The organism is uncultured Tateyamaria sp. (assembly GCF_947503705.1).
Taxonomy (GTDB): Bacteria; Pseudomonadota; Alphaproteobacteria; order Rhodobacterales; family Rhodobacteraceae; genus Tateyamaria.
On record NZ_CANNES010000001.1, the window covers coordinates 752,359 to 770,666 of the forward strand.

An 18,308-nucleotide genomic window follows, 5' to 3' on the forward strand; every position below is an offset into this window, starting at 1 on the left:
GGACCTCGCCATGAAAGACGACAACTTCTTGCGCGCCAACAACGCCCAGCACATGTGGCACCCGATGGGGCATCCGGGCGATGCGATGGCCAATGCACCCACGATCATCACCGGGGCCAGCGGGTCGAGCATCGAGGACATTGATGGCCACAGGGTTGTCGACGCAGTGGGTGGCTTGTGGTGTGTGAACCTGGGCTATTCGAACGATGTGGTCAAAGACGCGATTGCCAAACAGCTCTATGATCTTCCCTATTATTCCGCCTTTGCGGGCACCTCGAACCCGCCCGCCATTGAAGCCTCTTATGCCGTGCGCGAATTTTTTGAGCCCGACGGCATGGCGCGGGTGTTTTTCACCTCTGGGGGTTCGGATTCAGTCGAGACTTGCTTGCGGCTGGCCCGTCAATATCATCGGATCAAGGGGGAGCCTGGGCGGACCAAGTTCCTATCACTGAAAAAAGGCTATCACGGGACGCATTTTGGCGGTGCCTCTGTCAACGGAAACAACCGGTTTCGGATTGCCTATGAGCCTCTGATGCCCGGCTGTTTCCACCTGCCGTCGCCTTATCCCTATCGCAACCCATTTGAGGAAACGGACCCGGTCAAGTTGGCGCAGAACATCGCGGCGGCGATGGAAGATGAGATTCAGTTTCAGGGGCCCGGCAGTATTGCGGCGTTCATCATGGAGCCGATTCAGGGCGCGGGTGGGGTCATCGTGCCCGACGCGACCTTTATGCTGCTGATGCGCGAGATTTGTGACCGACACGGGATCTTGATGATCGCGGATGAAGTGATCACCGGTTTTGGCCGCACGGGGGATTGGACCGGCAGCCGCCATTGGGGGGTGCAGCCTGACATGATGAGCTGTGCCAAGGGGATCACCTCGGGCTATTTCCCGGTGGGGGCTGCACTGATGAGCGCGGCGGTGGCAGAGGTGTTTGAAAAAGCGGATGCCGATGGGGCGATTTTCCACGGCTATACCTATTCGGCGCATCCCGTGGGGGCGGCAGCGGTGACGGCTTGCCTGTCAGAAACGCAGCGCCTGGACACAAAGGCCAATGCGGGGCCACGCGGGGCGCAGTTGTATGCGGGCTGTCAGGCGTTGATGGCGAAGTACGACATCGTGGGTGACGTGCGCGGCGGGCATGGGTTGATGACGGGTGTCGAAATTGTGAGCGATGCGGCGGCCAAGACACCGATGGATCCGGCCACGATGAAGCGGATTCAGGTTGCGGCCTATGAGGCGGGCGCGATGGTACGCGTGGGGGGCAACAACATCATGATGTCGCCGCCTTTGGTGATTACCGAGGCTGAGGTCGATCAGGTCCTGGCGGGGCTTGAGGCCGGATTGCGCGCGGCCTGATCCAAGGGCGAAACGTTTTCCGATCATCGGAAAACGGCCGGAATTCGTGTCGAATTCCGCACTGCCCCGACGGCAATCCCATGTGACAAAACGCGCAGGTTTTACCCCTGCGCACGCTGTCGCACCCCTAATGAACCTTTGCAAGGGCGGTCTATGTACCTGAACAACAGATACATTTGACGCGACCCAACGGAGGTCATCATGGACACGCTCATTTTGTCCCGAATACAGTTCGGGGCCAACATATCCTTCCACATCCTGTTCCCGACGATCACGATCGCGCTGGGCTGGGTGCTGTTGTTCTTCAAGCTGCGCTTTAACGCGACGGGCGACATGAAATGGATGGAAGCCTACCGCTTTTGGGTCAAAGTCTTTGCCCTGTCCTTTGCCATGGGTGTCGTGTCGGGCATCACCATGTCTTTCCAGTTTGGCACCAACTGGCCCGGTTTCATGGAAGCGGTGGGCAATATCGCGGGGCCACTTCTGGCCTATGAAATCATGACCGCATTTTTCCTTGAGGCTGTGTTTTTGGGCATCATGCTTTTTGGCTTTTCCCGGGTCCCGGGCTGGTTGCACACCCTGTCCACATTCCTCGTGGCCTTCGGGACCAGCATGTCCGCCTTCTGGATCATCGTGCTGAACAGCTGGATGCACACGCCGCAAGGCTTTGAAATGATTGACGGTGTGGCCTATGCTACCAACTGGTACGAGATCATCTTTAACCCGTCGCTGCCTTACCGTTTCACGCACATGATGCTGGCCTCTGGCCTCACGGTGGCCTTTCTTATCGTTGGGCTCAGCGCCTTTCGTTGGCTTTTGGGTGACCGGTCGGGCGGTGTGCGAGCCACGATCAAAACCGGTGTGTATCTGGGTGCCTTGCTGATCCCCGTTCAGATCCTGATGGGTGATCTGCATGGTCTCAACACACTGGAGTATCAGCCGCAAAAAGTCGCCGCGATGGAGGGCAACTGGGAAACGCAATCCAACGTGCCCTTGCTGCTTTTTGCGATCCCGGACGAAGAGGCTCGCGAAAACCGGATGGAGATTGGCATTCCAAACATGGCCTCCATTATCCTCAAGCACAAAGCCGATGGTGTCGTGCCTGGCTTGAACGACTTTGTGACCGAGGACGGCGAGGTGATGCACCCCCCTGTGGCGCCCGTCTTCTGGTCCTTCCGGATCATGGTGGCGACTGGCTTTGCCATGCTGCTGCTGAGTTGGACGGCGGCCTACCTGATGCTGCGCAAAAAGCGTGGGCCCGAGGGTATTCCGACGCTCATGTATTACGCGATGGTGCCGATGGCCTTCTCGGGTTGGGTGGCGACGCTTGCGGGCTGGTACACGACCGAGATTGGTCGCCAACCCTGGCTGGTCCAGGGTGTGCTGACCACCAAACAAGCGGTCGCGGACGTTCCGGCACCCATGGTGGCGACCACACTCATCGCTTACCTTGCCATCTATGCGTTGCTGCTGACCGCCTATATCAGCGTACTGTTCTACCTTGCGCGCAAGGCGGTGGACGGCGACCTGCCGCGCCCCCGAACGGCCTTGTCGGGCCAAGCCTATGCGCGCAACGTGCCAGCGGAGTGAGGTGAATGGAACTGTTTGGCGATCCGGCACAATGGCTGCCATTCACCTTCGCCGCCCTCATGGGCGTGTCGATCCTGGTCTATGTGGTTCTGGACGGCTTTGATTTGGGCGTTGGGATTCTCTTCCCCTTTGCCTCGGACGCGGAAAAGGACGTGATGGTGGCCTCGATCGGCCCATTCTGGGACGCGAACGAGACGTGGCTGGTGCTGGCCATCGGCCTGTTGCTGGTGGCCTTTCCGGCAGCCCATGGTGCGATTTTGACGTCGCTTTACCTGCCGGTGGCCATCATGCTGATCGGCCTGATCCTGCGCGGCGTGGCGTTCGAATTTCGGGTCAAGGCCCCCACGCCGCACAAAGCGACATGGAACTGGGCGTTTTTCGCGGGTTCTCTGATGACCTCGCTCAGCCAGGGCTTCATGTTGGGCAAATACTTGATGGGGCTGGAAAGCACGCTTGGCACCTGGATTTTTGCCATGATCACTGCCGTGTTCCTGACGGTGGCCTATTCCTTCATCGGGGCATGCTGGCTGATCCTCAAGACCGAGGAAGGGTTGCAACGCAAATCCGTGGCCTGGGCCAAGGGCGGCATCTGGGGGCTTGTTCTGGGCCTTGGGTTGGTGTCTATGGCAACCCCGCTGGTCAGCACGCGGATTTTCGACAAATGGTTCAGTTTTCCCGAAATGCTGTACCTCGCGCCGCTACCGATGCTGTCGGGGTTGATCGTGCTACTCATGTGGCGGTCGTTGCAAAGCTTGCCCAAGCCTGACGACAGGGGTGCCAGAACGCCCTTTCTTTACGCAATCGCGCTGTTTGTGTTGGCATTTGGCGGTTTGGCCTATTCCTTCTATCCCTACGTGGTGCCGGAAAAGCTGACGATTTACGAGGCGGCCAGCGCGCCCGAAAGCCTGTTCATCATATTGGTCGGCACCGTCTTTGTCCTGCCGATGATCGCGGGATACACGGCGCTGGCCTATACTGTGTTCAAGGGCAAGGCGGTCGAACTGCGCTACGACTGACCCGTCTCTGTTCGGAAAATAGCCCTGGGGAGGGCTGCATTGCCCGAAGGGCAGAGTCCCAATGCACGCTTCCCCTTCCCGCGCGCCAGGTCTAGTCTGGCGGGCGGGAACTAAGGGACGCCGATATGTATGACCTCGCCGCGATGGGCGCATGGCTTGAATTTGCTGTAAGATGGCTGCACGTGATCACCGCGATTGCATGGATCGGGTCGTCATTCTACTTCATCGCGCTGGATTTGGGGCTGCATCGCAACCGGAACCTTGCGTCCGGTGCCGATGGTGAGGAATGGCAGGTCCATGGCGGTGGGTTTTATCACATCCAGAAATATCTGGTGGCGCCGGCCCACATGCCCGACGGCCTTATATGGCACAAATGGCAGAGTTACTGGACCTGGCTCAGCGGTTTCTTCCTGCTCGTTCTGGTGTATTATCTTGGGGCGGAATTCTACCTGATCGACCCCAATGTGATGGACCTTGCGACCTGGCAGGCGGTGAGCATTTCGCTGGCGTCGCTGGCCTTCGGTTGGGTGGCCTACACGGTACTCTGCAACGTGTTCGTGAACGCGAACCAGACGGTTCTGATGGTGGCGTTGTTCGCGGTTCTGGTCGCGATGGCCTGGTTCTATGCGCAGGTGTTCACGGGCCGCGCGGCGCTTTTGCACCTGGGGGCTTTCACGGCCACGCTGATGTCGGGCAACGTGTTTTTTGTGATCATCCCGAACCAGAAAATTGTCGTGGCCGACCTGATGGCGGGGCGCACACCCGACGCCAAATACGGCAAGATTGCCAAGCAGCGGTCGACACACAACAACTATCTGACCCTGCCCGTAATTTTCCTGATGCTCAGCAATCACTATCCGCTGGCCTTTGCCACCGAATGGAATTGGGTGATCGCGAGCCTGGTGTTCCTGATGGGCGTGACCATCCGCCATTGGTTCAACACACACCACGCGCGCAAAGGAAATCCGCATTGGACCTGGGCGGTCACGGCACTCATCTTTATCGCTATCGTCTGGCTCAGCACCGCAACTTTTGCGCAACGTGAGGCGGCGGTAGTGACCCGCTTTGCTGAGGCACAGGGTTTCGAGGAGGTCCACGACATTGTGCTGGGCCGGTGCAGTATGTGCCACGCAGCGGAACCGGTTTGGAGCGGGCTGATGTGGGCGCCCAAGGGCGTTGTGCTTGAGACCGAGGCCGACCTGACCCGCCATGCCCGCGCTGTGTACCTGCAAGCAGGGATCAGCCACGCGATGCCACCCGCCAATGTCAGCTACATGGACGACGCGGATCGAGCGGCCATTGTTGCGTGGTATTTATCCGCCACCAAGGGCTGAGACGTCGATGGTGCACCGCTGGTATGCCTTTCGCTTATCCGTGTCCGCGTTTGGCCCATCCGCGTTAGGCCGATCTTGATCCACCAGCCGCGACGATGGGTGTCGAATCGCGCTTTGACATGCTAGGTATTGTGGGATGAACACTCATGCTCCCAACATAAGACCCGTGATCCGCCAGTTGGACGAGGCGGCCATCAACCGTATCGCGGCGGGTGAAGTTGTTGAACGACCCGCTTCGGCGGTCAAGGAATTGGTGGAAAACGCCATAGACGCAGGGGCGCGCCGGATCAGCATTGACGTGGCCGATGGTGGCAAGACGTTGATCCGGGTGACGGATGATGGCTGCGGTATTGCCGCCGACGACCTGCCGCTTGCCCTCAGCCGCCATGCCACGTCGAAAATTGATGGCTCGGACCTTTTGAATATCCACACCTTTGGCTTTCGCGGCGAAGCGCTCCCTAGCCTCGGTGCCGTTGGCCGTTTGACCATCGCGAGCCGTGTGCCGGGCGCGGAGGCTGCAGAAATCTCGGTCTCGGGCGGCACCACGGGCCCCGTCAAACCCGCCGCATTGAATGCAGGCACTGTGATCACTCTGCGTGATCTTTTTTACGCCACGCCCGCCCGCCTCAAATTCCTACGGACGGATCGGGCGGAGGCGCAGGCGATTACCGACATGATCAAGCGCCTCGCAATGGCCGAACCCTATGTCCGGTTTGAGTTGCGCGATGTGTCAAACGACCCGCGCCGCGTGTTCTGCGTCGAGGCAGAAATCGGCGACCCGATGGTCGCCCTGCGTGCGCGCCTCTCTAACGTTCAAGGCGCTGAATTTGCCGAAAACAGCATTGCCATTGATACAGTCCGCGAGGGCCTGCACCTGACCGGATATGCCGCGTTGCCCACCTATTCTCGGGGCGCTGCGGTGGCGCAGTTCCTCTACGTGAACGGTCGCCCGGTCAAGGACAAGCTGCTGATCGGTGCTCTGCGCGCCGCGTATTTCGATTTCCTCAGCCGCGATAGACATCCGGCGGCAGCCCTGTTCATTGATTGCGATCCCGAGTTGGTGGATGTGAACGTGCATCCCGCCAAGTCCGAGGTCCGCTTTCGTGATCCGGGTCTGGCCCGGGGTCTGATCGTGTCTGGCCTGCGCCATGCTTTGGCAGAGGCGGGCCATCGCGCCTCTACCACCGTGGCGGGGGCCACATTGGGCGCGATGAGGCCGGAACAGGTGGAGCCACGCGTCTATCAGATGGATCGCCCCAGCCTTGGGCCGCGTGCCACTTCCGGTTTTGCCGAGATGAACGCGGCCTTTAGTGGTCAGGTTGTCGAGCCGGTTTATGAATCCGAAGCCGCGCCAGAGGACCTGCCTTTAGGTGTGGCGCGGGGGCAGGTGCATGAGAATTACATCGTGGCCCAGACCCAAACCGGCATGGTCATCGTCGACCAGCACGCCGCGCATGAGCGGCTGGTTTATGAAAAACTGAAACATCAGATGGCCGAAAACGGTGTGGCGGCACAGGCGCTGCTCATCCCCGAGATCGTCAGCCTGAGTTCGGCGGAATGCGCCCGTTTGATGGATGTGGCTGAAGACCTGAGCCGTCTTGGACTGGGCATCGAACCTTTTGGCGGCGACGCCATTGCCGTGCGCGAAACGCCCGCAATTCTGGGAGAGGTCAACGCCAAGGCGATGATCCACGACATTCTGGATGAATTGGCCGATCTGGGCAGCAGCCAATCGGTGCAGGCGCGGATCGAGGCGATCCTGAGCCGGGTGGCCTGTCATGGGTCTATCCGCTCTGGCCGCCGGATGCGGGGCGAGGAGATGAATGCGCTTTTGCGTGAGATGGAAGCGACGCCCCATTCCGGTCAGTGCAACCATGGGCGACCGACATACGTGGAGCTGAAATTGGCCGATATCGAACGGCTGTTTGGGCGGACATGATCCAGATCGGAGATATCACGCTGGATACCAGCGATCCGTTGGTTGTGGTTGGGTTGGTCGGCGCGGCTTTGATCCTGTTGATCGTGATTTTGCTGATCCTGGCGTTGCGCGCGGCGGGCCGGTCTGCCCGTGCGGCAGAGCCCTTGGCGCAGCAGATCGGCTATCTGGGGCAGCATGTGCAGGGCTTGGCGCAGGGGCAAGAAGGGCTGCGTGCCTCGTTGCAGATGGTGTCCGACACGTCGACCAACGGGCAGGCGCAGCTGGCCCAGACGGTTGAGCAGCGCCTCGCCAGTGTGCAACAGCAGATGCAGGACCGTCTGGCCGACAACGCGATGCGGACCCAACGAGGCCTGACCGAGATGCAGGAGCGGATGCGCGAGAGCCTGCATGGATCGTCCAAGCAGACGACCACAAGCCTGACCCAATTGCAAGAACGCCTGGCGGCCATCGACAAGGCGCAGGACAATATCACCAAGCTGTCGGGTGACGTGCTGTCCTTGCAGGATATCCTGTCAAACAAGCAGACACGTGGGGCCTTTGGCGAAATTCAGCTGCGCGACATCGTGGGCAAAGCGCTCCCGAGTGACAGCTATGCGTTGCAGCATACGCTGTCGAACGGGAAACGGGCGGACTGCCTGATCCATCTGCCGAACCCGCCCGGGCCGATCGTAATCGACAGCAAATTCCCGCTGGAGGCCTACGAGGCGCTGCGGGCCGCCGACAGCGATCATGCCCTGAAACAGGCCGTGGCGCAGATGAAAGTAGCCGTGAAAAAGCACATCTCTGACATATCTGAGAAGTACATCATCGAGGGCGAGACAGCGGACGGGGCGTTGATGTTCCTGCCGTCCGAGGCAGTATATGCCGAACTACATGCAAACTTCCCCGACTTGGTGCGTGCGGGCTTTGATGCACGGGTCTGGATCGTGTCACCGACCACTTGCATGGCCACACTGAACACGATGCGCGCGATCCTCAAGGACGCGCGGATGCGCGAACAGGCTGGCGCCATCCGCAAGGAACTGGCGTTGCTGGTGGGGGATGTGGACCGGCTGAGCACGCGAGTAGGCAACCTGGACCGGCACTTTGGTCAGGCGTCCAAGGATATCGAAGAAATCAAGATCAGCGCCGACAAGGCAGGCAAACGGGCCCACCGTCTGGATAATTTCGATTTTGAAGAGATCGAAGAACCTGTCGCCAATGTCGTCCCGTTGAAGGGGTCGGAAAGCTAAGGGCTGATCAAGATCCGCCTCATGAGCTTAAGCGAGACGGGGCAAAAATCCCCTCAAGGCGAACCCGTGATGCGCCCATCCTATCGGCTGGCGGCCACCATTTGATCAACAAGAGGCACGCGCATCCCCGGTTGCGTCACAGATGGGTCATAAGGTTCGCGGGCAAACACCTCGTGCACCATGGGCCGAAAGAAATCGATGGGAAGGCTGTCATAGTCGGGGTCAAAGCTGGATTGATCCCAGCGTTCGCAGAACGTTGCGCAATCGTCGAAATAAGGATGGCCTGCATAGGCGTCCCGTTTGTGCGGATCAGCACCCACATGTTCGCCGTAATAGATCATCTGAAAATCGCCATGCTTTTCCACCACCCAGGTGCATTGCTCGCGCACAAAGGGTTTTAGAATCGAGGCCGCATATTCATCGTGATTGTAGGGCGCAAAAATGTCGCCAATGTCGTGCAAAAGTGTTGCCACGACCCAGTCGGTATCAGCCCCGTCCCGCCAGGCCCGAGTTGCGGACTGGGTCGAATGACCGAGCCGCGTGACCTGATAGCCAGACAGGCTTTCGTCCAATGACTCTAGGGCTGTCAGCAGTCGTGCTGCCGTCCCCTTGGTATAGTCAATCTCGTGAGCCGTCAGGAAGTCATAGTCTTCCTTGTCGCCATCTTTCATCGCGGTGAATTTGACGTGGTCCATTATGCGTAAATCTCCGTCTTGGCGGTCGCACCCTTCATCATGACTTTGGCCTGGGCCGCCCTGATCTCATCATAAAGCGCCAGGGCATCGGGCGCAAAAAGGGCACTTGGCGCGGGGATGTGAGTGAAGTTACCGAACGTGTCTTGGCCCCTGGCGAGCATCGCGTAATCGGTATCCCCGACTTCCTGCGCCACGTCCGGCCGGACATAGCGGACCACGCAGGCGATGCGCCGGTCGTCAGACCGATTGGGCCCAGAGCCATGGATGGTCAACCCGTGGTGCAGGCTCATCTGGCCGGGGTGGATTTCGATGGCGGTCTTGTCGTCCTCGGCCACCTCCACGGCGACCTCCTGGCCACGGCTGAGCAGGTTGTTTGTGTCAAAGCTGTCGGCATGGGGCAGGATCGCGTTCTTGTGGCTGCCCGCCACGAAATCCATGCAACCCGAGGCAGGCGTTGCAGGTGACAGCGCAATCCAGGCGGTGACCAGCCCGTCAATCGCCCCCAACCCCCAATAGGTCAGATCCTGATGCATTGACACGATCTGGGTCGTCTTGGGTTCTTTGATAAAGAACTCTGTCGAGTAGATTAGGATGTTGGGCCCAAGCACCCCCTCGATCACGTCCAGGATGGCAGGCTCCTGAGCAATCCGAGCGGCCATCGGCATCACAACATGGGCGTTCACCCGTTTGTAGGTATTCAGCGGGTGGGGCAGATCGCGCGCCAGCCATTCGGCTTCCATCGCTTCAAATTCGTGCCGCGCGGCAAGTGCGGCATCTACCGGCAACGCCGGCAGAGGGAAAAGGAACCCGTCGCGCCAGTATTGGTCTTTCTGAGGTTGCGACAGATGCCCTTGTGCCAGGTCCAGTGTGGTTTGCATCTCAAAATGCTCCTGATTGCGCTATGCAGTCAGGATCACTCTGGATTTAGGGCTTGATCTGTCTCACGGGCGACGCTTGTCGCGTCGGTTTTCGGCCCGGGCGTATGGCGGGGACACCCCCCGCCTTACGGGTCCTATATCCGAGCGAAACGCTGAACGATCTTGGGCAGCAGCCCTTCGAACGTCAGAGGTGCATCCGTCACCGCAAGGCAAATACAGTCCTCGTGAATATCCGCCACGGGCGTGTGGTGCAGGTCGCTGTCAGCGATCTCGACGTCGCCGCGGGCGAAATAACCGTCCTCGTCCTGGAACGCGCCCTTGAGAACCATTGTCATTTCGACGCCCCTGTGCCCGTGATCAGGCATTGCGGCCCCGGCAGGGATGAACAGCAACCGTGCCGAAGCACCGCTGGATGTCGGCAGGATCGCCTGCTTGACGCCCATTCCCACACCACGCCAGTTCACGTCGTCCAGTGACCCGCCGACATAGTTGCGCAACGGTTTGGGCAGAACCGGGTCGGCAGTTTGCTCGACCGCCGCCTCGGAGTTCATCGCCCCATCCGCGATCAAGGCCATGGTTGCGGCCAGACTGTCAGAGGTCATCGCCGCAGAGTTCGACATGCTTTCGTTCAGCACCTCGCCCCCAACGGCGTCAAAGCTTTCGGCCTGCGCGCGGCAGGTGTCACAAAGCGACAGGTGGGCGGCAACCATCAGGTTGAACGCCTCGGGCAAGGTGCCCGCCGCATAACCCATCAGGATGTCGTCCGTCAGGTGATGTTTGATCTCGTGTGCCATTTTCATTTTCACTTCATCGCGTGGCGCAAACGTTCCAGCGCCAACCTAATTCTGGATTTGATCGTGCCCAAGGGCAGACCCGTTTGGTCGGCGATTTCGCTATGGGTAAAGTCCCCGAAATACGCCTTCTGTATCAGTTCCCTCTGGGCTTCCGGCAATTCTGCGATTGCGCGTCCCAGTATTTCGCTTTCCTGTTGGATGGCCATCACGTCGGCCTGATCCGGTTCTTCTTCGGGGCCCCATGTCAACTCTTCGGGCTCGGGCCGCCGCTCTTTTCGGAGCACGTCAATCTTTCGGTTCCGGGCAATGGTAAAAATCCATGTCGCCACGGATGCCCGGGCAGGATCAAACATGTGCGCCTTGTGCCAACAGGTCGCCATGACCTCCTGTGCGCACTCTTCGGCCAACGAGTTGTTTGCTCCTGATTTGATCAGAAACCCTTTGACCCGTGGGGCAAAGTGATCGAACAACTCGGCAAACGCAGCCTGATCCTGGTGGTCACGGATACGGGTCATGTGACTGACCCACAGCATCCGCTTCCCATCGCTATTCTTCATGCCTTTGGGCCTTTCCGCCCGTGCCAGGACGACGCCTGGGGGCGGGGTTGTTTGAGTTTCAGTCGTATCTACGCCCGTCAACATGAATGGTCTACGCCTGCCGCGCAAAAGCGGATCAAAAATAAACTTCGGCTCTTTCAACATCCGAAACACTCTGATCTGCGTAAGACATTACAGACATCATACGATCAGGACCTTGCCTACATGCCTTTCGAGAACTTTCCCCGCCCGTCCAAACGCATCGCCGTCATAGGGGCAGGCATCAGCGGCATGGGGGCAGCGCACATGCTTGCACCCGAGAATAAAGTGACCCTGTTTGAGGCAGAACATCGTTTGGGTGGCCATGCCCGCACCATCATGGCGGGCAAGGATGGCAATCAACCCGTCGATACCGGCTTTTTGGTCTTTAACTACGCCAACTATCCTTTGATGGCTGACCTTTTTGCCGAGTTGCAGGTGCCCGTCGTCAAATCCAACATGAGCTTTGGTGCGTCCATTGACGGGGGTCTACTGGAATATGGGTTGGCCAGCCTGGACGCCCTCTTTGCCCAGCGAAGAAACGCGCTGGACCCGCGGTTTCTGGGCATGGTCCGCGACATCTTTCGCTTCAACAAAAATGCTCTGCGCGTTGCGAACGCGGATCGGACCCGTACAGTAGCTCAGTTCCTGGACGTGTTGGGCACAGGCGAGTGGTTCCGCAAATATTACCTTTTGCCTCTGAGTGGTGCCATTTGGTCCACACCGGTGGAAAAGATCATGGATTTCCCGGCCCATGCGATGATCCAGTTTTTCGAAAACCACGCGTTGTTAAGCCATACGGGCCAGCACCAGTGGTATACTGTCGATGGTGGCTCCATCGAATATGTGCGCCGCCTCGAAGCTGCGATGATCGGCAATGGTGTCGACATCCGCCTGAACGCGGCCATTCAGTCGGTACGCCGCACGCCTGTGGGTGTTGAGGTCAAGGCTTGGCGCGGTGAGTGGGAAGCTTTTGACGAAGTCGTCTTTGCCACCCATTCCGATGACAGCCTCAAGATGCTTGCCGACCCCAGTGCTGACGAAAGCCGCATGTTGGGGGCCGTCAAATACCAGCCCAATGAGGTCACCTTGCATTGTGACGAAGCCATCATGCCCAAGCGTCGCCAGACCTGGTCAAGCTGGGTTTATACCGAAGACAAGGATGCCCAAACCGACCGCATCGACCTCACCTATTGGATCAATTCGCTGCAACCGGTGCCGATGAACGACCCGCATTTTGTGACGCTCAACACCAAGCGGACCATTCGCGACGAGTTGATCTATGATCAGACTACCCTGCGCCACCCGGTCTACGATCTTGCGGCCCTGGCCGCGCAAGATAGCGTGCGGGCCATGAACGGGACGAACAATACGTGGTTCTGCGGCGCTTGGATGCGCCATGGTTTCCATGAGGATGGCCTGGCCAGTGCTGCGGAAGTCGTCGACATGATGAAACGCGCAGATCAAGTGCAGTTTGCCGCCGAATGACCCTGACCGTCGATCATATCGCGGGCCAGACCTATCACGGGCGCAAGGGGGCGATCACCAACGCCTTCCGATATTCTGTGGACTATGTGCTGCTGGATGCCGAGGCGAGGGTAAAAACCCCACGCCTGTTTGCGCGCAACGGCCGTAGTTTGACCGCCTTGGACGACATCGACCATGGCGGCGCGCCCAAGGCGGGGCGCGGGGCCGCCTGGGTCCGTGATGTACTTGAGGCTCATCAAGTGACCGGAGTGGCCCGGATCGAGCTTCTGGCCCAGCCCAAGGTTCTGGGCCATGTGTTCAACCCGGTCAGCTTTTGGCTGTGCCGGCGCGCGGATGAGGCCTTGATCGCCGTCATTGCAGAGGTCACGAACACTTTTGGCGACCGGCACAGCTATCTTGTGCATCATTCCGACCTGCGACCCATCGCGGCGTCGGACCGTTTGCAGGCGACCAAGATCCTACATGTCTCGCCCTTTCAACCGGTCGAGGGGGGCTATGAGTTCCGCTTTGACATCACAAATGATCGGATCGGCATCTGGATCGACTATTCGCGCGGCGAGGGTGGTTTGGTTGCAACCCTCACCGGGCGGCGATGCGCCCTGACAAATCGGTCTGTGCTTTGGGCGGTTTTGCGGAGGCCTTTTGGCTCGCGCCGGGTGCTGACGTTGATCCATTGGCAGGCGCTCAAGCTCTGGTGGAAGAAAGCCGTCTATCGCGCCCGCCCCGTGCCCCCCTCAAAAGAGGTGTCGCGGTGAGCCGTAGCCATTCATTGCCAGCCTATGCCGTGTTCGCGGCCTTACTCGCGTCTGCGGGGTTGCCGATCTATATCCATGCGCCCAAGTTTTACGTGGATGAATATGGTGTGTCGCTGGCCGCGCTTGGCGGCGTGCTCTTTGCGCTGCGGCTTTTCGATGTGGTTCAAGACCCGCTCTTTGGTCGGCTGAGCGAGGCGTTGCGGAGCCGTCGAGGATTGGCTGTCATGATCGGCACGACGATCATGGCGCTGTCGATGTTTGGCCTCTTTGCTGTGTCGCCGCCGATGTCACCGCTCATTTGGTTTGCACTGATGCTCACGGGCGTGTTTTCGGGGTTCAGCTTTCTCACCATCAACTTTTACGCACAGGGCGTCGTCAAGGCCGATCGCTTGCCGGGTCAGGGTCATCTGATGTTGGCGCGGTGGCGGGAAACAGGGGCCTTGCTTGGCGTCTGCGTCGCAGCGATTGCCCCTGTGATGCTGGGTGGGCTCATGGGCGCGCCCTTTGCCGGGTTTGCGGTTGGCTTTCTGGTATTGGCCCTGGCCGCCATCGTGATGATGCGTGGCGAATGGGTGAGCGATGGGCTGCCCCCGTCCATGGGGTTCAAAGCAGTGTTGGGCGACCCGCTGGCGCGCAAACTGCTGCTGATCGCGCTGGTGAATGCTGCGCCGGTCGCGGTGAGTTCCACACTGTTTCTGTTCTTTGTCGAAAGCCGGTTGATCGCGCCCGGATTTGAGGGTCCGCTCCTGCTGCTATTCTTTCTGTCGGCCGCCATTGCCGCACCGTTCTGGGGCCGTCTGGCCGAACGCTACGGCGCCAAGCCGGTACTGCTGAGTGCGATGGTGCTCGCGATCCTGGCTTTTGGAGGCGCACTGACACTGGGGCCAGGCGATTGGATGATCTTTGCCGTGATCTGCGCCTTGTCAGGGGCCACGCTGGGCGCGGACCTCACAGTTCTACCGGCGGTCTTTGCGTCACGTATGGCGCGGATCAGCCCCTCTGCCGCCGAAGGCTTTGGCCTCTGGTCGTTCGTATCGAAATTCACATTGGCCTTTGCCGCTGTCCTTCTTTTGCCCGCGCTTGAGCAGGCCGGATTTGTCAGCGGTGCAGCCACCAACCCGCCCGAAGCCTTGATGCTTCTCACCCTGCTATATGCAGCGGTGCCCTGCGGCCTCAAAGTTGTTGCCATCGTTCTGCTGGCCACGACAGACCTGAAGGAGACCTGAGATGGATGCGTTTTTGTTCATGGCGCTTGGTGCGCTGGCTATGATCGCGCTGACCTGGGCCCGGTCACGCTATGCCGGTTTTGTCGCGCAAACCCCCGAAGATTATGCCGCAAGCGGCGAGGTGTTTGACATCCGCACGCACCTGAATGGCCCGATCATCTGTGAGGGCGTGATTTACGGGCCTTTGGGGCGTGTTTCCTCGCGCTTTGTCGGAGAGTTCGAGTGCCAGTGGGAAGGCAACAAGGGCGTGATGAACGAAGTGTTCTACTATAACGACGGGTCCGAGCAGACCCGCGCCTGGAACCTGACCCTGGGCAATGATGGAAAAATCCGCGCGACCGCCAGCGACGTGGTGGGCGAAGGCACGGGCCAGCAATCGGGCGATACAGTGCAGCTCAAGTATAAATTCAAGCTGCCCGACAGCGATGGTGGTCATGTGCTGGACACGGTCGACTGGATGTATCTGGCCCCGAACGGGACCATCGTGAACCGCTCTCAATTTCGCAAATACGGACTGAAAGTCGCCGAACTTGTCGCCACCATGCGCCCTGCACCGGCAGAAATGAAGCGTGCAGCATGAGTGATATTGATCTGACGGGCAAGCGGTACTGGTTGGTTGGTGCAGGCGATGGGCTGGGCAAGGCGCTGGCCCATTGCATGAGCCGTGCGGGCATCGAGGTGATCGTGTCCTCCCGTTCCGAGGACAAATTGGCCGCTTTGGTTGATGAGTTGCCTGGCAAGGCGTCATTTCAAACGGTTGATATTTCGGACGACGACAACGTGCGCGAGGCTGCGGCCGCGATTGGTGAGATTGACGGGGTCGTGTTGCTGGCGGGCGTCTATTGGCCCTTTGGTGCCAAGGACTGGGATGCCGATCAGGCCGTGGCCATGGCGGATGTAAATTTCACCGGCTTCATGCGCGTGTTGGGGCAAGTCGTGCCGCAATTCGTGGCCCGCGACGCAGGGCATATCGTGATCACCTCGTCCCTCACCGGGTTTCGCGGCTTGCCCGGCTCTATCGGGTATACCGCTTCAAAGGCGGCGACCATGTCGCTGGCCGAGTGCATGTATGCGGACCTGCGTAAGACAGGTGTACGGGTGCAAGTGGCCAATCCGGGCTTCATCAAGACGCAGTTGACCGAAAAGAACGAGTTCAACATGCCCTTCATCATGGAGCCGGAGGACGCGGCCCGTGAGATGTTTGAACTGATGCTGACGGAACGGTTCAAGAAAAGCTTTCCGACGCTCTTTTCCCTGCTGTTCCGTGGGTCGCAGTTTTTGCCTGATTGGCTCTATTACCGCATTTTTGCCTGATTTGAGCAGGATCAAGGCGGGTGCCTGTCCATGGATGCATTCTGACCCAAAGGAGATGCATCATGGAATTGGAGATTGACCGAGGAATCCTGGCCCAAGTGGTCTTGATGGGTCGTGAGTTGGACCGGGCGGAACCTGAACTGCGCCCCGTTATCGAGCGGCTGGGCCGCGATGAACAAGCCGAACTGGTGGCGATCATGTGGATCGGGCGCGGTGCCTTTGACGCCAGCGAATGGGCCGAGGCGCGGGCAACGGCAGAAGCTGAAGCAACCACGCCTTGTGCTGATTATGTGCTTGGCACGCCCCATTTCACCGACCACATCGAAAGCGGTCTGGATGCGCTTGGCATCTCGATTCGCGATGACGAAGAGGCGCTATTGCGGTGAGCGCTTGGGGTTTCACACCCTCAAACGCCCATAGAGTTTACCCAGGAAGCTGAAGCTGGAATCAGAGTTGTGTCAGGGCCTTGTCGAAGGTCGCTTTGGCCCGACCCCAGACTCCTGATTGCGTCATTGTGAGTGTGAGGAGCGAAGGCAGAAGCTGTTCTGCATAATCCTCGGAGGATTCCACCGGTAACATGGAGGGCAGGTTGTCGATGGCTGTCACATCAAGTGGCGGCGCGTCATGAACCCGCAGCGCAGGCGCATGCCATGTTGTTGTTCGGTCATAGACCTTGATGGGGGAAAAATCGCTGTCGGGATCGCAGGCGATATCACCGATCACTGTTAGTTTCCCCGCACGGTGCGGGGTGTCGGCGGGTACAAAGACCGGCGTGCCGGGCCGTGCCAGAATACAGTTGAAGAAGATGTCGTGGGTCAGGATTTCAGGGAAAGGACCGCCGTGCTGTGTCTCTTCCATGTCCCAGCGGGCAGTGGGCACGCCCATCGCGGTACAGAGGTCTGCGGCCCCTGTGCCCACGCGGCCCAACGCACCGATGATGAGCGCGGTTGGGCGGTGGCTGCCTGTAGCGACCAGGTCAGATTGCAGATCGGCCAGCAAGCGGGTTGAACTCGGATACGTGCCGACAGGGCCCGCGATCTGGTTTTTCTGCTGCGCGGCCCAGCATTTGAGCGCGACAGCGGCCCCGGCATAGCCTGCCCAATAGCCGAAAGCGGCAACCCGGCGGCCGGCTTCGTCGACAAGATATTCCAGATCGAGAAGCGTGCCGCCCCCCTCTTGGAAGCGTTTCAGCAGAATCTGGCCGGAGGGCTGCCCCTTGAAGGCGTGGCCGAACATGATGTGTCGATGCGCCAAGGCCGTGCCGTCATCGGGCAATTCCTTGAGGCCGAAAATGATGGCGTCATTCGGCGCTGTGGGCCAGCTGTTTTCAGGCGCGATCGTGGCCCCGGCCTGTGCATAGGCATCGGTGGGCAGGCAGCGCGACGTGCTGTCCTCGACAGTGACTTTGATCCCGGCGGCGATGAGTCGGGCTGCCCCTGAAGGGGTAAGCCCCACGCGCTCTTCGTTCTCGCGTTGCTCCGCGCGGACCCAGAGGTGGGTCATGGCAGCATGCCGTTGGCGCGCACGGTCTGGACGCTGTGCCGGGCCTCCATCGCGTCCATAAATGCGCGGATCTTGGGAAAGGGGGCGAGGTCGACGCCGTCGCCGGGCAGCCAGTTGCAAACCACAAAGAGGTAGCAATCAGCGATGGAGAAGTGATCGCCCAGAACGTATGTGCCACGGATGCACCCCGCCTCAACGAAGGTTGCAGAGGCGGTCATCGTTTCGGGTACCTTGGCCGTCATGTCGGCATGGCTGGCGGCATTGTCCGCCCAGCGGTGACCGCGCATCTTGTGGGCGTGGTTTACGTGCATGGTCGAGGCGAGGTAATACATCACGCTGCGCGCGTGGGCGGCATGGACCAGGTCGGCAGGCATAAGGCGCGGATCGTGGGCGGCGACGAAGTCAAGGATCGCGCCGGTTTCCGTCAGGATTTGCCCGTCCACATCCAAGGCGGGCACGCGGCCCTTGGGATTAATTGCCAGATAGGCGGTACTGTTCTGGTCGCCCTGGCTGAAATCCAGCTTGTGGGCGGTGTAGTCGAGGCCCGCCTCTTCGAGCGCGATGGCGGCGGCGATGGAGATGGTTCCTGGGGCGTAATGCAGTTTCATG

General features: G+C 59.7%; 18 protein-coding genes. 12 read left to right on the forward strand and 6 right to left on the reverse strand.

What is annotated here, in order from left to right; translation table 11 throughout:
• Window positions 1–10: 10 nt before the first annotated feature.
• The 6 genes from Q1A44_RS03745 to rmuC all read left to right on the forward strand — a co-directional run bounded on the left by Q1A44_RS03745 (window position 11) and on the right by rmuC (window position 8,471).
• Window positions 11–1,360 carry an aminotransferase class III-fold pyridoxal phosphate-dependent enzyme gene (locus Q1A44_RS03745; protein ID WP_299619862.1) on the forward strand — a complete coding sequence of 450 codons (1,350 nt, stop codon included), beginning with the start codon at window positions 11–13 and terminating at the stop codon, window positions 1,358–1,360.
• 201 nt (window positions 1,361–1,561) lie between these two features.
• Window positions 1,562–2,950 (forward strand): cytochrome ubiquinol oxidase subunit I, encoded by a 1,389-nt coding sequence (locus Q1A44_RS03750; RefSeq protein WP_299619866.1) that lies wholly within the window; start codon window positions 1,562–1,564, stop codon window positions 2,948–2,950.
• A gap of 5 nt (window positions 2,951–2,955) precedes the next feature.
• Complete coding sequence (locus tag Q1A44_RS03755) at window positions 2,956–3,966, forward strand: cytochrome d ubiquinol oxidase subunit II (protein WP_299619869.1); 1,011 nt, start codon at window positions 2,956–2,958, stop codon at window positions 3,964–3,966.
• A 125-nt stretch (window positions 3,967–4,091) separates the two neighbouring features.
• The gene (locus Q1A44_RS03760; protein ID WP_299619872.1) at window positions 4,092–5,300 is read left to right on the forward strand and encodes a urate hydroxylase PuuD; all 1,209 of its coding nucleotides are present in this window, start codon (window positions 4,092–4,094) and stop codon (window positions 5,298–5,300) included.
• Window positions 5,301–5,436: 136 nt separating this feature from the next.
• Window positions 5,437–7,239 carry a DNA mismatch repair endonuclease MutL gene (mutL, locus tag Q1A44_RS03765; protein WP_299619875.1) on the forward strand — a complete coding sequence of 601 codons (1,803 nt, stop codon included), beginning with the start codon at window positions 5,437–5,439 and terminating at the stop codon, window positions 7,237–7,239.
• Entirely contained in the window at window positions 7,236–8,471 is a 1,236-nt protein-coding gene (rmuC, locus tag Q1A44_RS03770) for a DNA recombination protein RmuC (RefSeq protein WP_299619878.1), read from the forward strand. The genes mutL and rmuC overlap by 4 nt, the downstream gene beginning before the upstream one ends.
• 80 nt (window positions 8,472–8,551) lie before the next feature.
• Here the strand turns inward: rmuC and Q1A44_RS03775 are convergent, their stop codons facing one another.
• The 4 genes from Q1A44_RS03775 to Q1A44_RS03790 all read right to left on the reverse strand — a co-directional run bounded on the left by Q1A44_RS03775 (window position 8,552) and on the right by Q1A44_RS03790 (window position 11,395).
• Entirely contained in the window at window positions 8,552–9,166 is a 615-nt protein-coding gene (locus Q1A44_RS03775) for an HD domain-containing protein (RefSeq protein ID WP_299619881.1), read from the reverse strand.
• The gene (locus Q1A44_RS03780) at window positions 9,166–10,044 is read right to left on the reverse strand and encodes a phytanoyl-CoA dioxygenase family protein (RefSeq protein ID WP_299619884.1); all 879 of its coding nucleotides are present in this window, start codon (window positions 10,042–10,044) and stop codon (window positions 9,166–9,168) included. The genes Q1A44_RS03775 and Q1A44_RS03780 overlap by 1 nt, the downstream gene beginning before the upstream one ends.
• A 134-nt stretch (window positions 10,045–10,178) precedes the next feature.
• Entirely contained in the window at window positions 10,179–10,838 is a 660-nt protein-coding gene (locus tag Q1A44_RS03785) for a ChrR family anti-sigma-E factor (RefSeq protein ID WP_299619887.1), read from the reverse strand.
• A gap of 8 nt (window positions 10,839–10,846) precedes the next feature.
• A complete protein-coding gene (locus Q1A44_RS03790; protein WP_299619890.1) occupies window positions 10,847–11,395 on the reverse strand; it encodes a sigma-70 family RNA polymerase sigma factor in 549 nt (182 codons plus the stop codon).
• A 204-nt stretch (window positions 11,396–11,599) separates the two neighbouring features.
• On the opposite strand from Q1A44_RS03790, the gene Q1A44_RS03795 reads away from it, so the two are divergent.
• From Q1A44_RS03795 to Q1A44_RS03820, 6 genes are all read left to right on the forward strand, one after another.
• The gene (locus Q1A44_RS03795) at window positions 11,600–12,901 is read left to right on the forward strand and encodes an FAD-dependent oxidoreductase (protein WP_299619894.1); all 1,302 of its coding nucleotides are present in this window, start codon (window positions 11,600–11,602) and stop codon (window positions 12,899–12,901) included.
• On the forward strand, window positions 12,898–13,656 hold the full coding sequence (locus tag Q1A44_RS03800) for a DUF1365 domain-containing protein (RefSeq protein ID WP_299619897.1): 759 nt from the start codon (window positions 12,898–12,900) through the stop codon (window positions 13,654–13,656). Before Q1A44_RS03795 ends, Q1A44_RS03800 begins: the two co-directional genes overlap by 4 nt.
• Complete coding sequence (locus tag Q1A44_RS03805) at window positions 13,653–14,882, forward strand: MFS transporter (protein ID WP_299619900.1); 1,230 nt, start codon at window positions 13,653–13,655, stop codon at window positions 14,880–14,882. The genes Q1A44_RS03800 and Q1A44_RS03805 overlap by 4 nt, the downstream gene beginning before the upstream one ends.
• Before the next feature lies 1 nt (window position 14,883).
• Window positions 14,884–15,462: a DUF3833 family protein gene (locus Q1A44_RS03810; protein WP_299619903.1), complete on the forward strand. Its 579-nt coding sequence runs from the start codon at window positions 14,884–14,886 to the stop codon at window positions 15,460–15,462.
• Window positions 15,459–16,196, forward strand: coding sequence for an SDR family NAD(P)-dependent oxidoreductase (locus Q1A44_RS03815; protein ID WP_299619906.1), 738 nt, complete (start codon window positions 15,459–15,461; stop codon window positions 16,194–16,196). Before Q1A44_RS03810 ends, Q1A44_RS03815 begins: the two co-directional genes overlap by 4 nt.
• Window positions 16,197–16,258: 62 nt before the next feature.
• The gene (locus tag Q1A44_RS03820) at window positions 16,259–16,582 is read left to right on the forward strand and encodes a DUF3775 domain-containing protein (protein WP_299619909.1); all 324 of its coding nucleotides are present in this window, start codon (window positions 16,259–16,261) and stop codon (window positions 16,580–16,582) included.
• Between the two features lie 61 nt (window positions 16,583–16,643).
• Here the strand turns inward: Q1A44_RS03820 and Q1A44_RS03825 are convergent, their stop codons facing one another.
• Both Q1A44_RS03825 and Q1A44_RS03830 read right to left on the reverse strand, forming a co-directional pair.
• Window positions 16,644–17,699, reverse strand: coding sequence for a saccharopine dehydrogenase (locus Q1A44_RS03825; RefSeq protein WP_299619912.1), 1,056 nt, complete (start codon window positions 17,697–17,699; stop codon window positions 16,644–16,646).
• Window positions 17,696–18,307: a glutathione S-transferase family protein gene (locus Q1A44_RS03830; protein ID WP_299621369.1), complete on the reverse strand. Its 612-nt coding sequence runs from the start codon at window positions 18,305–18,307 to the stop codon at window positions 17,696–17,698. Before Q1A44_RS03830 ends, Q1A44_RS03825 begins: the two co-directional genes overlap by 4 nt.
• Window position 18,308 lies beyond the last annotated feature (1 nt).

Bases quoted from the DNA above. Each gene is read 5' to 3' on its own strand.
- Q1A44_RS03745 (WP_299619862.1), top strand. From the start codon at position 11: ATGAAAGACGACAACTTCTTGCGCGCCAACAACGCCCAGCACATGTGG.
- Q1A44_RS03750 (WP_299619866.1), top strand. From the start codon at position 1,562: ATGGACACGCTCATTTTGTCCCGAATACAGTTCGGGGCCAACATATCC.
- Q1A44_RS03755 (WP_299619869.1), top strand. From the start codon at position 2,956: ATGGAACTGTTTGGCGATCCGGCACAATGGCTGCCATTCACCTTCGCC.
- Q1A44_RS03760 (WP_299619872.1), top strand. From the start codon at position 4,092: ATGTATGACCTCGCCGCGATGGGCGCATGGCTTGAATTTGCTGTAAGA.
- mutL (WP_299619875.1), top strand. From the start codon at position 5,437: ATGAACACTCATGCTCCCAACATAAGACCCGTGATCCGCCAGTTGGAC.
- rmuC (WP_299619878.1), top strand. From the start codon at position 7,236: ATGATCCAGATCGGAGATATCACGCTGGATACCAGCGATCCGTTGGTT.
- Q1A44_RS03775 (WP_299619881.1), bottom strand. From the start codon at position 9,166: ATGGACCACGTCAAATTCACCGCGATGAAAGATGGCGACAAGGAAGAC.
- Q1A44_RS03780 (WP_299619884.1), bottom strand. From the start codon at position 10,044: ATGCAAACCACACTGGACCTGGCACAAGGGCATCTGTCGCAACCTCAG.
- Q1A44_RS03785 (WP_299619887.1), bottom strand. From the start codon at position 10,838: ATGGCACACGAGATCAAACATCACCTGACGGACGACATCCTGATGGGT.
- Q1A44_RS03790 (WP_299619890.1), bottom strand. From the start codon at position 11,395: ATGAAGAATAGCGATGGGAAGCGGATGCTGTGGGTCAGTCACATGACC.
- Q1A44_RS03795 (WP_299619894.1), top strand. From the start codon at position 11,600: ATGCCTTTCGAGAACTTTCCCCGCCCGTCCAAACGCATCGCCGTCATA.
- Q1A44_RS03800 (WP_299619897.1), top strand. From the start codon at position 12,898: ATGACCCTGACCGTCGATCATATCGCGGGCCAGACCTATCACGGGCGC.
- Q1A44_RS03810 (WP_299619903.1), top strand. From the start codon at position 14,884: ATGGATGCGTTTTTGTTCATGGCGCTTGGTGCGCTGGCTATGATCGCG.
- Q1A44_RS03815 (WP_299619906.1), top strand. From the start codon at position 15,459: ATGAGTGATATTGATCTGACGGGCAAGCGGTACTGGTTGGTTGGTGCA.
- Q1A44_RS03820 (WP_299619909.1), top strand. From the start codon at position 16,259: ATGGAATTGGAGATTGACCGAGGAATCCTGGCCCAAGTGGTCTTGATG.
- Q1A44_RS03825 (WP_299619912.1), bottom strand. From the start codon at position 17,699: ATGACCCACCTCTGGGTCCGCGCGGAGCAACGCGAGAACGAAGAGCGC.
- Q1A44_RS03830 (WP_299621369.1), bottom strand. From the start codon at position 18,307: ATGAAACTGCATTACGCCCCAGGAACCATCTCCATCGCCGCCGCCATC.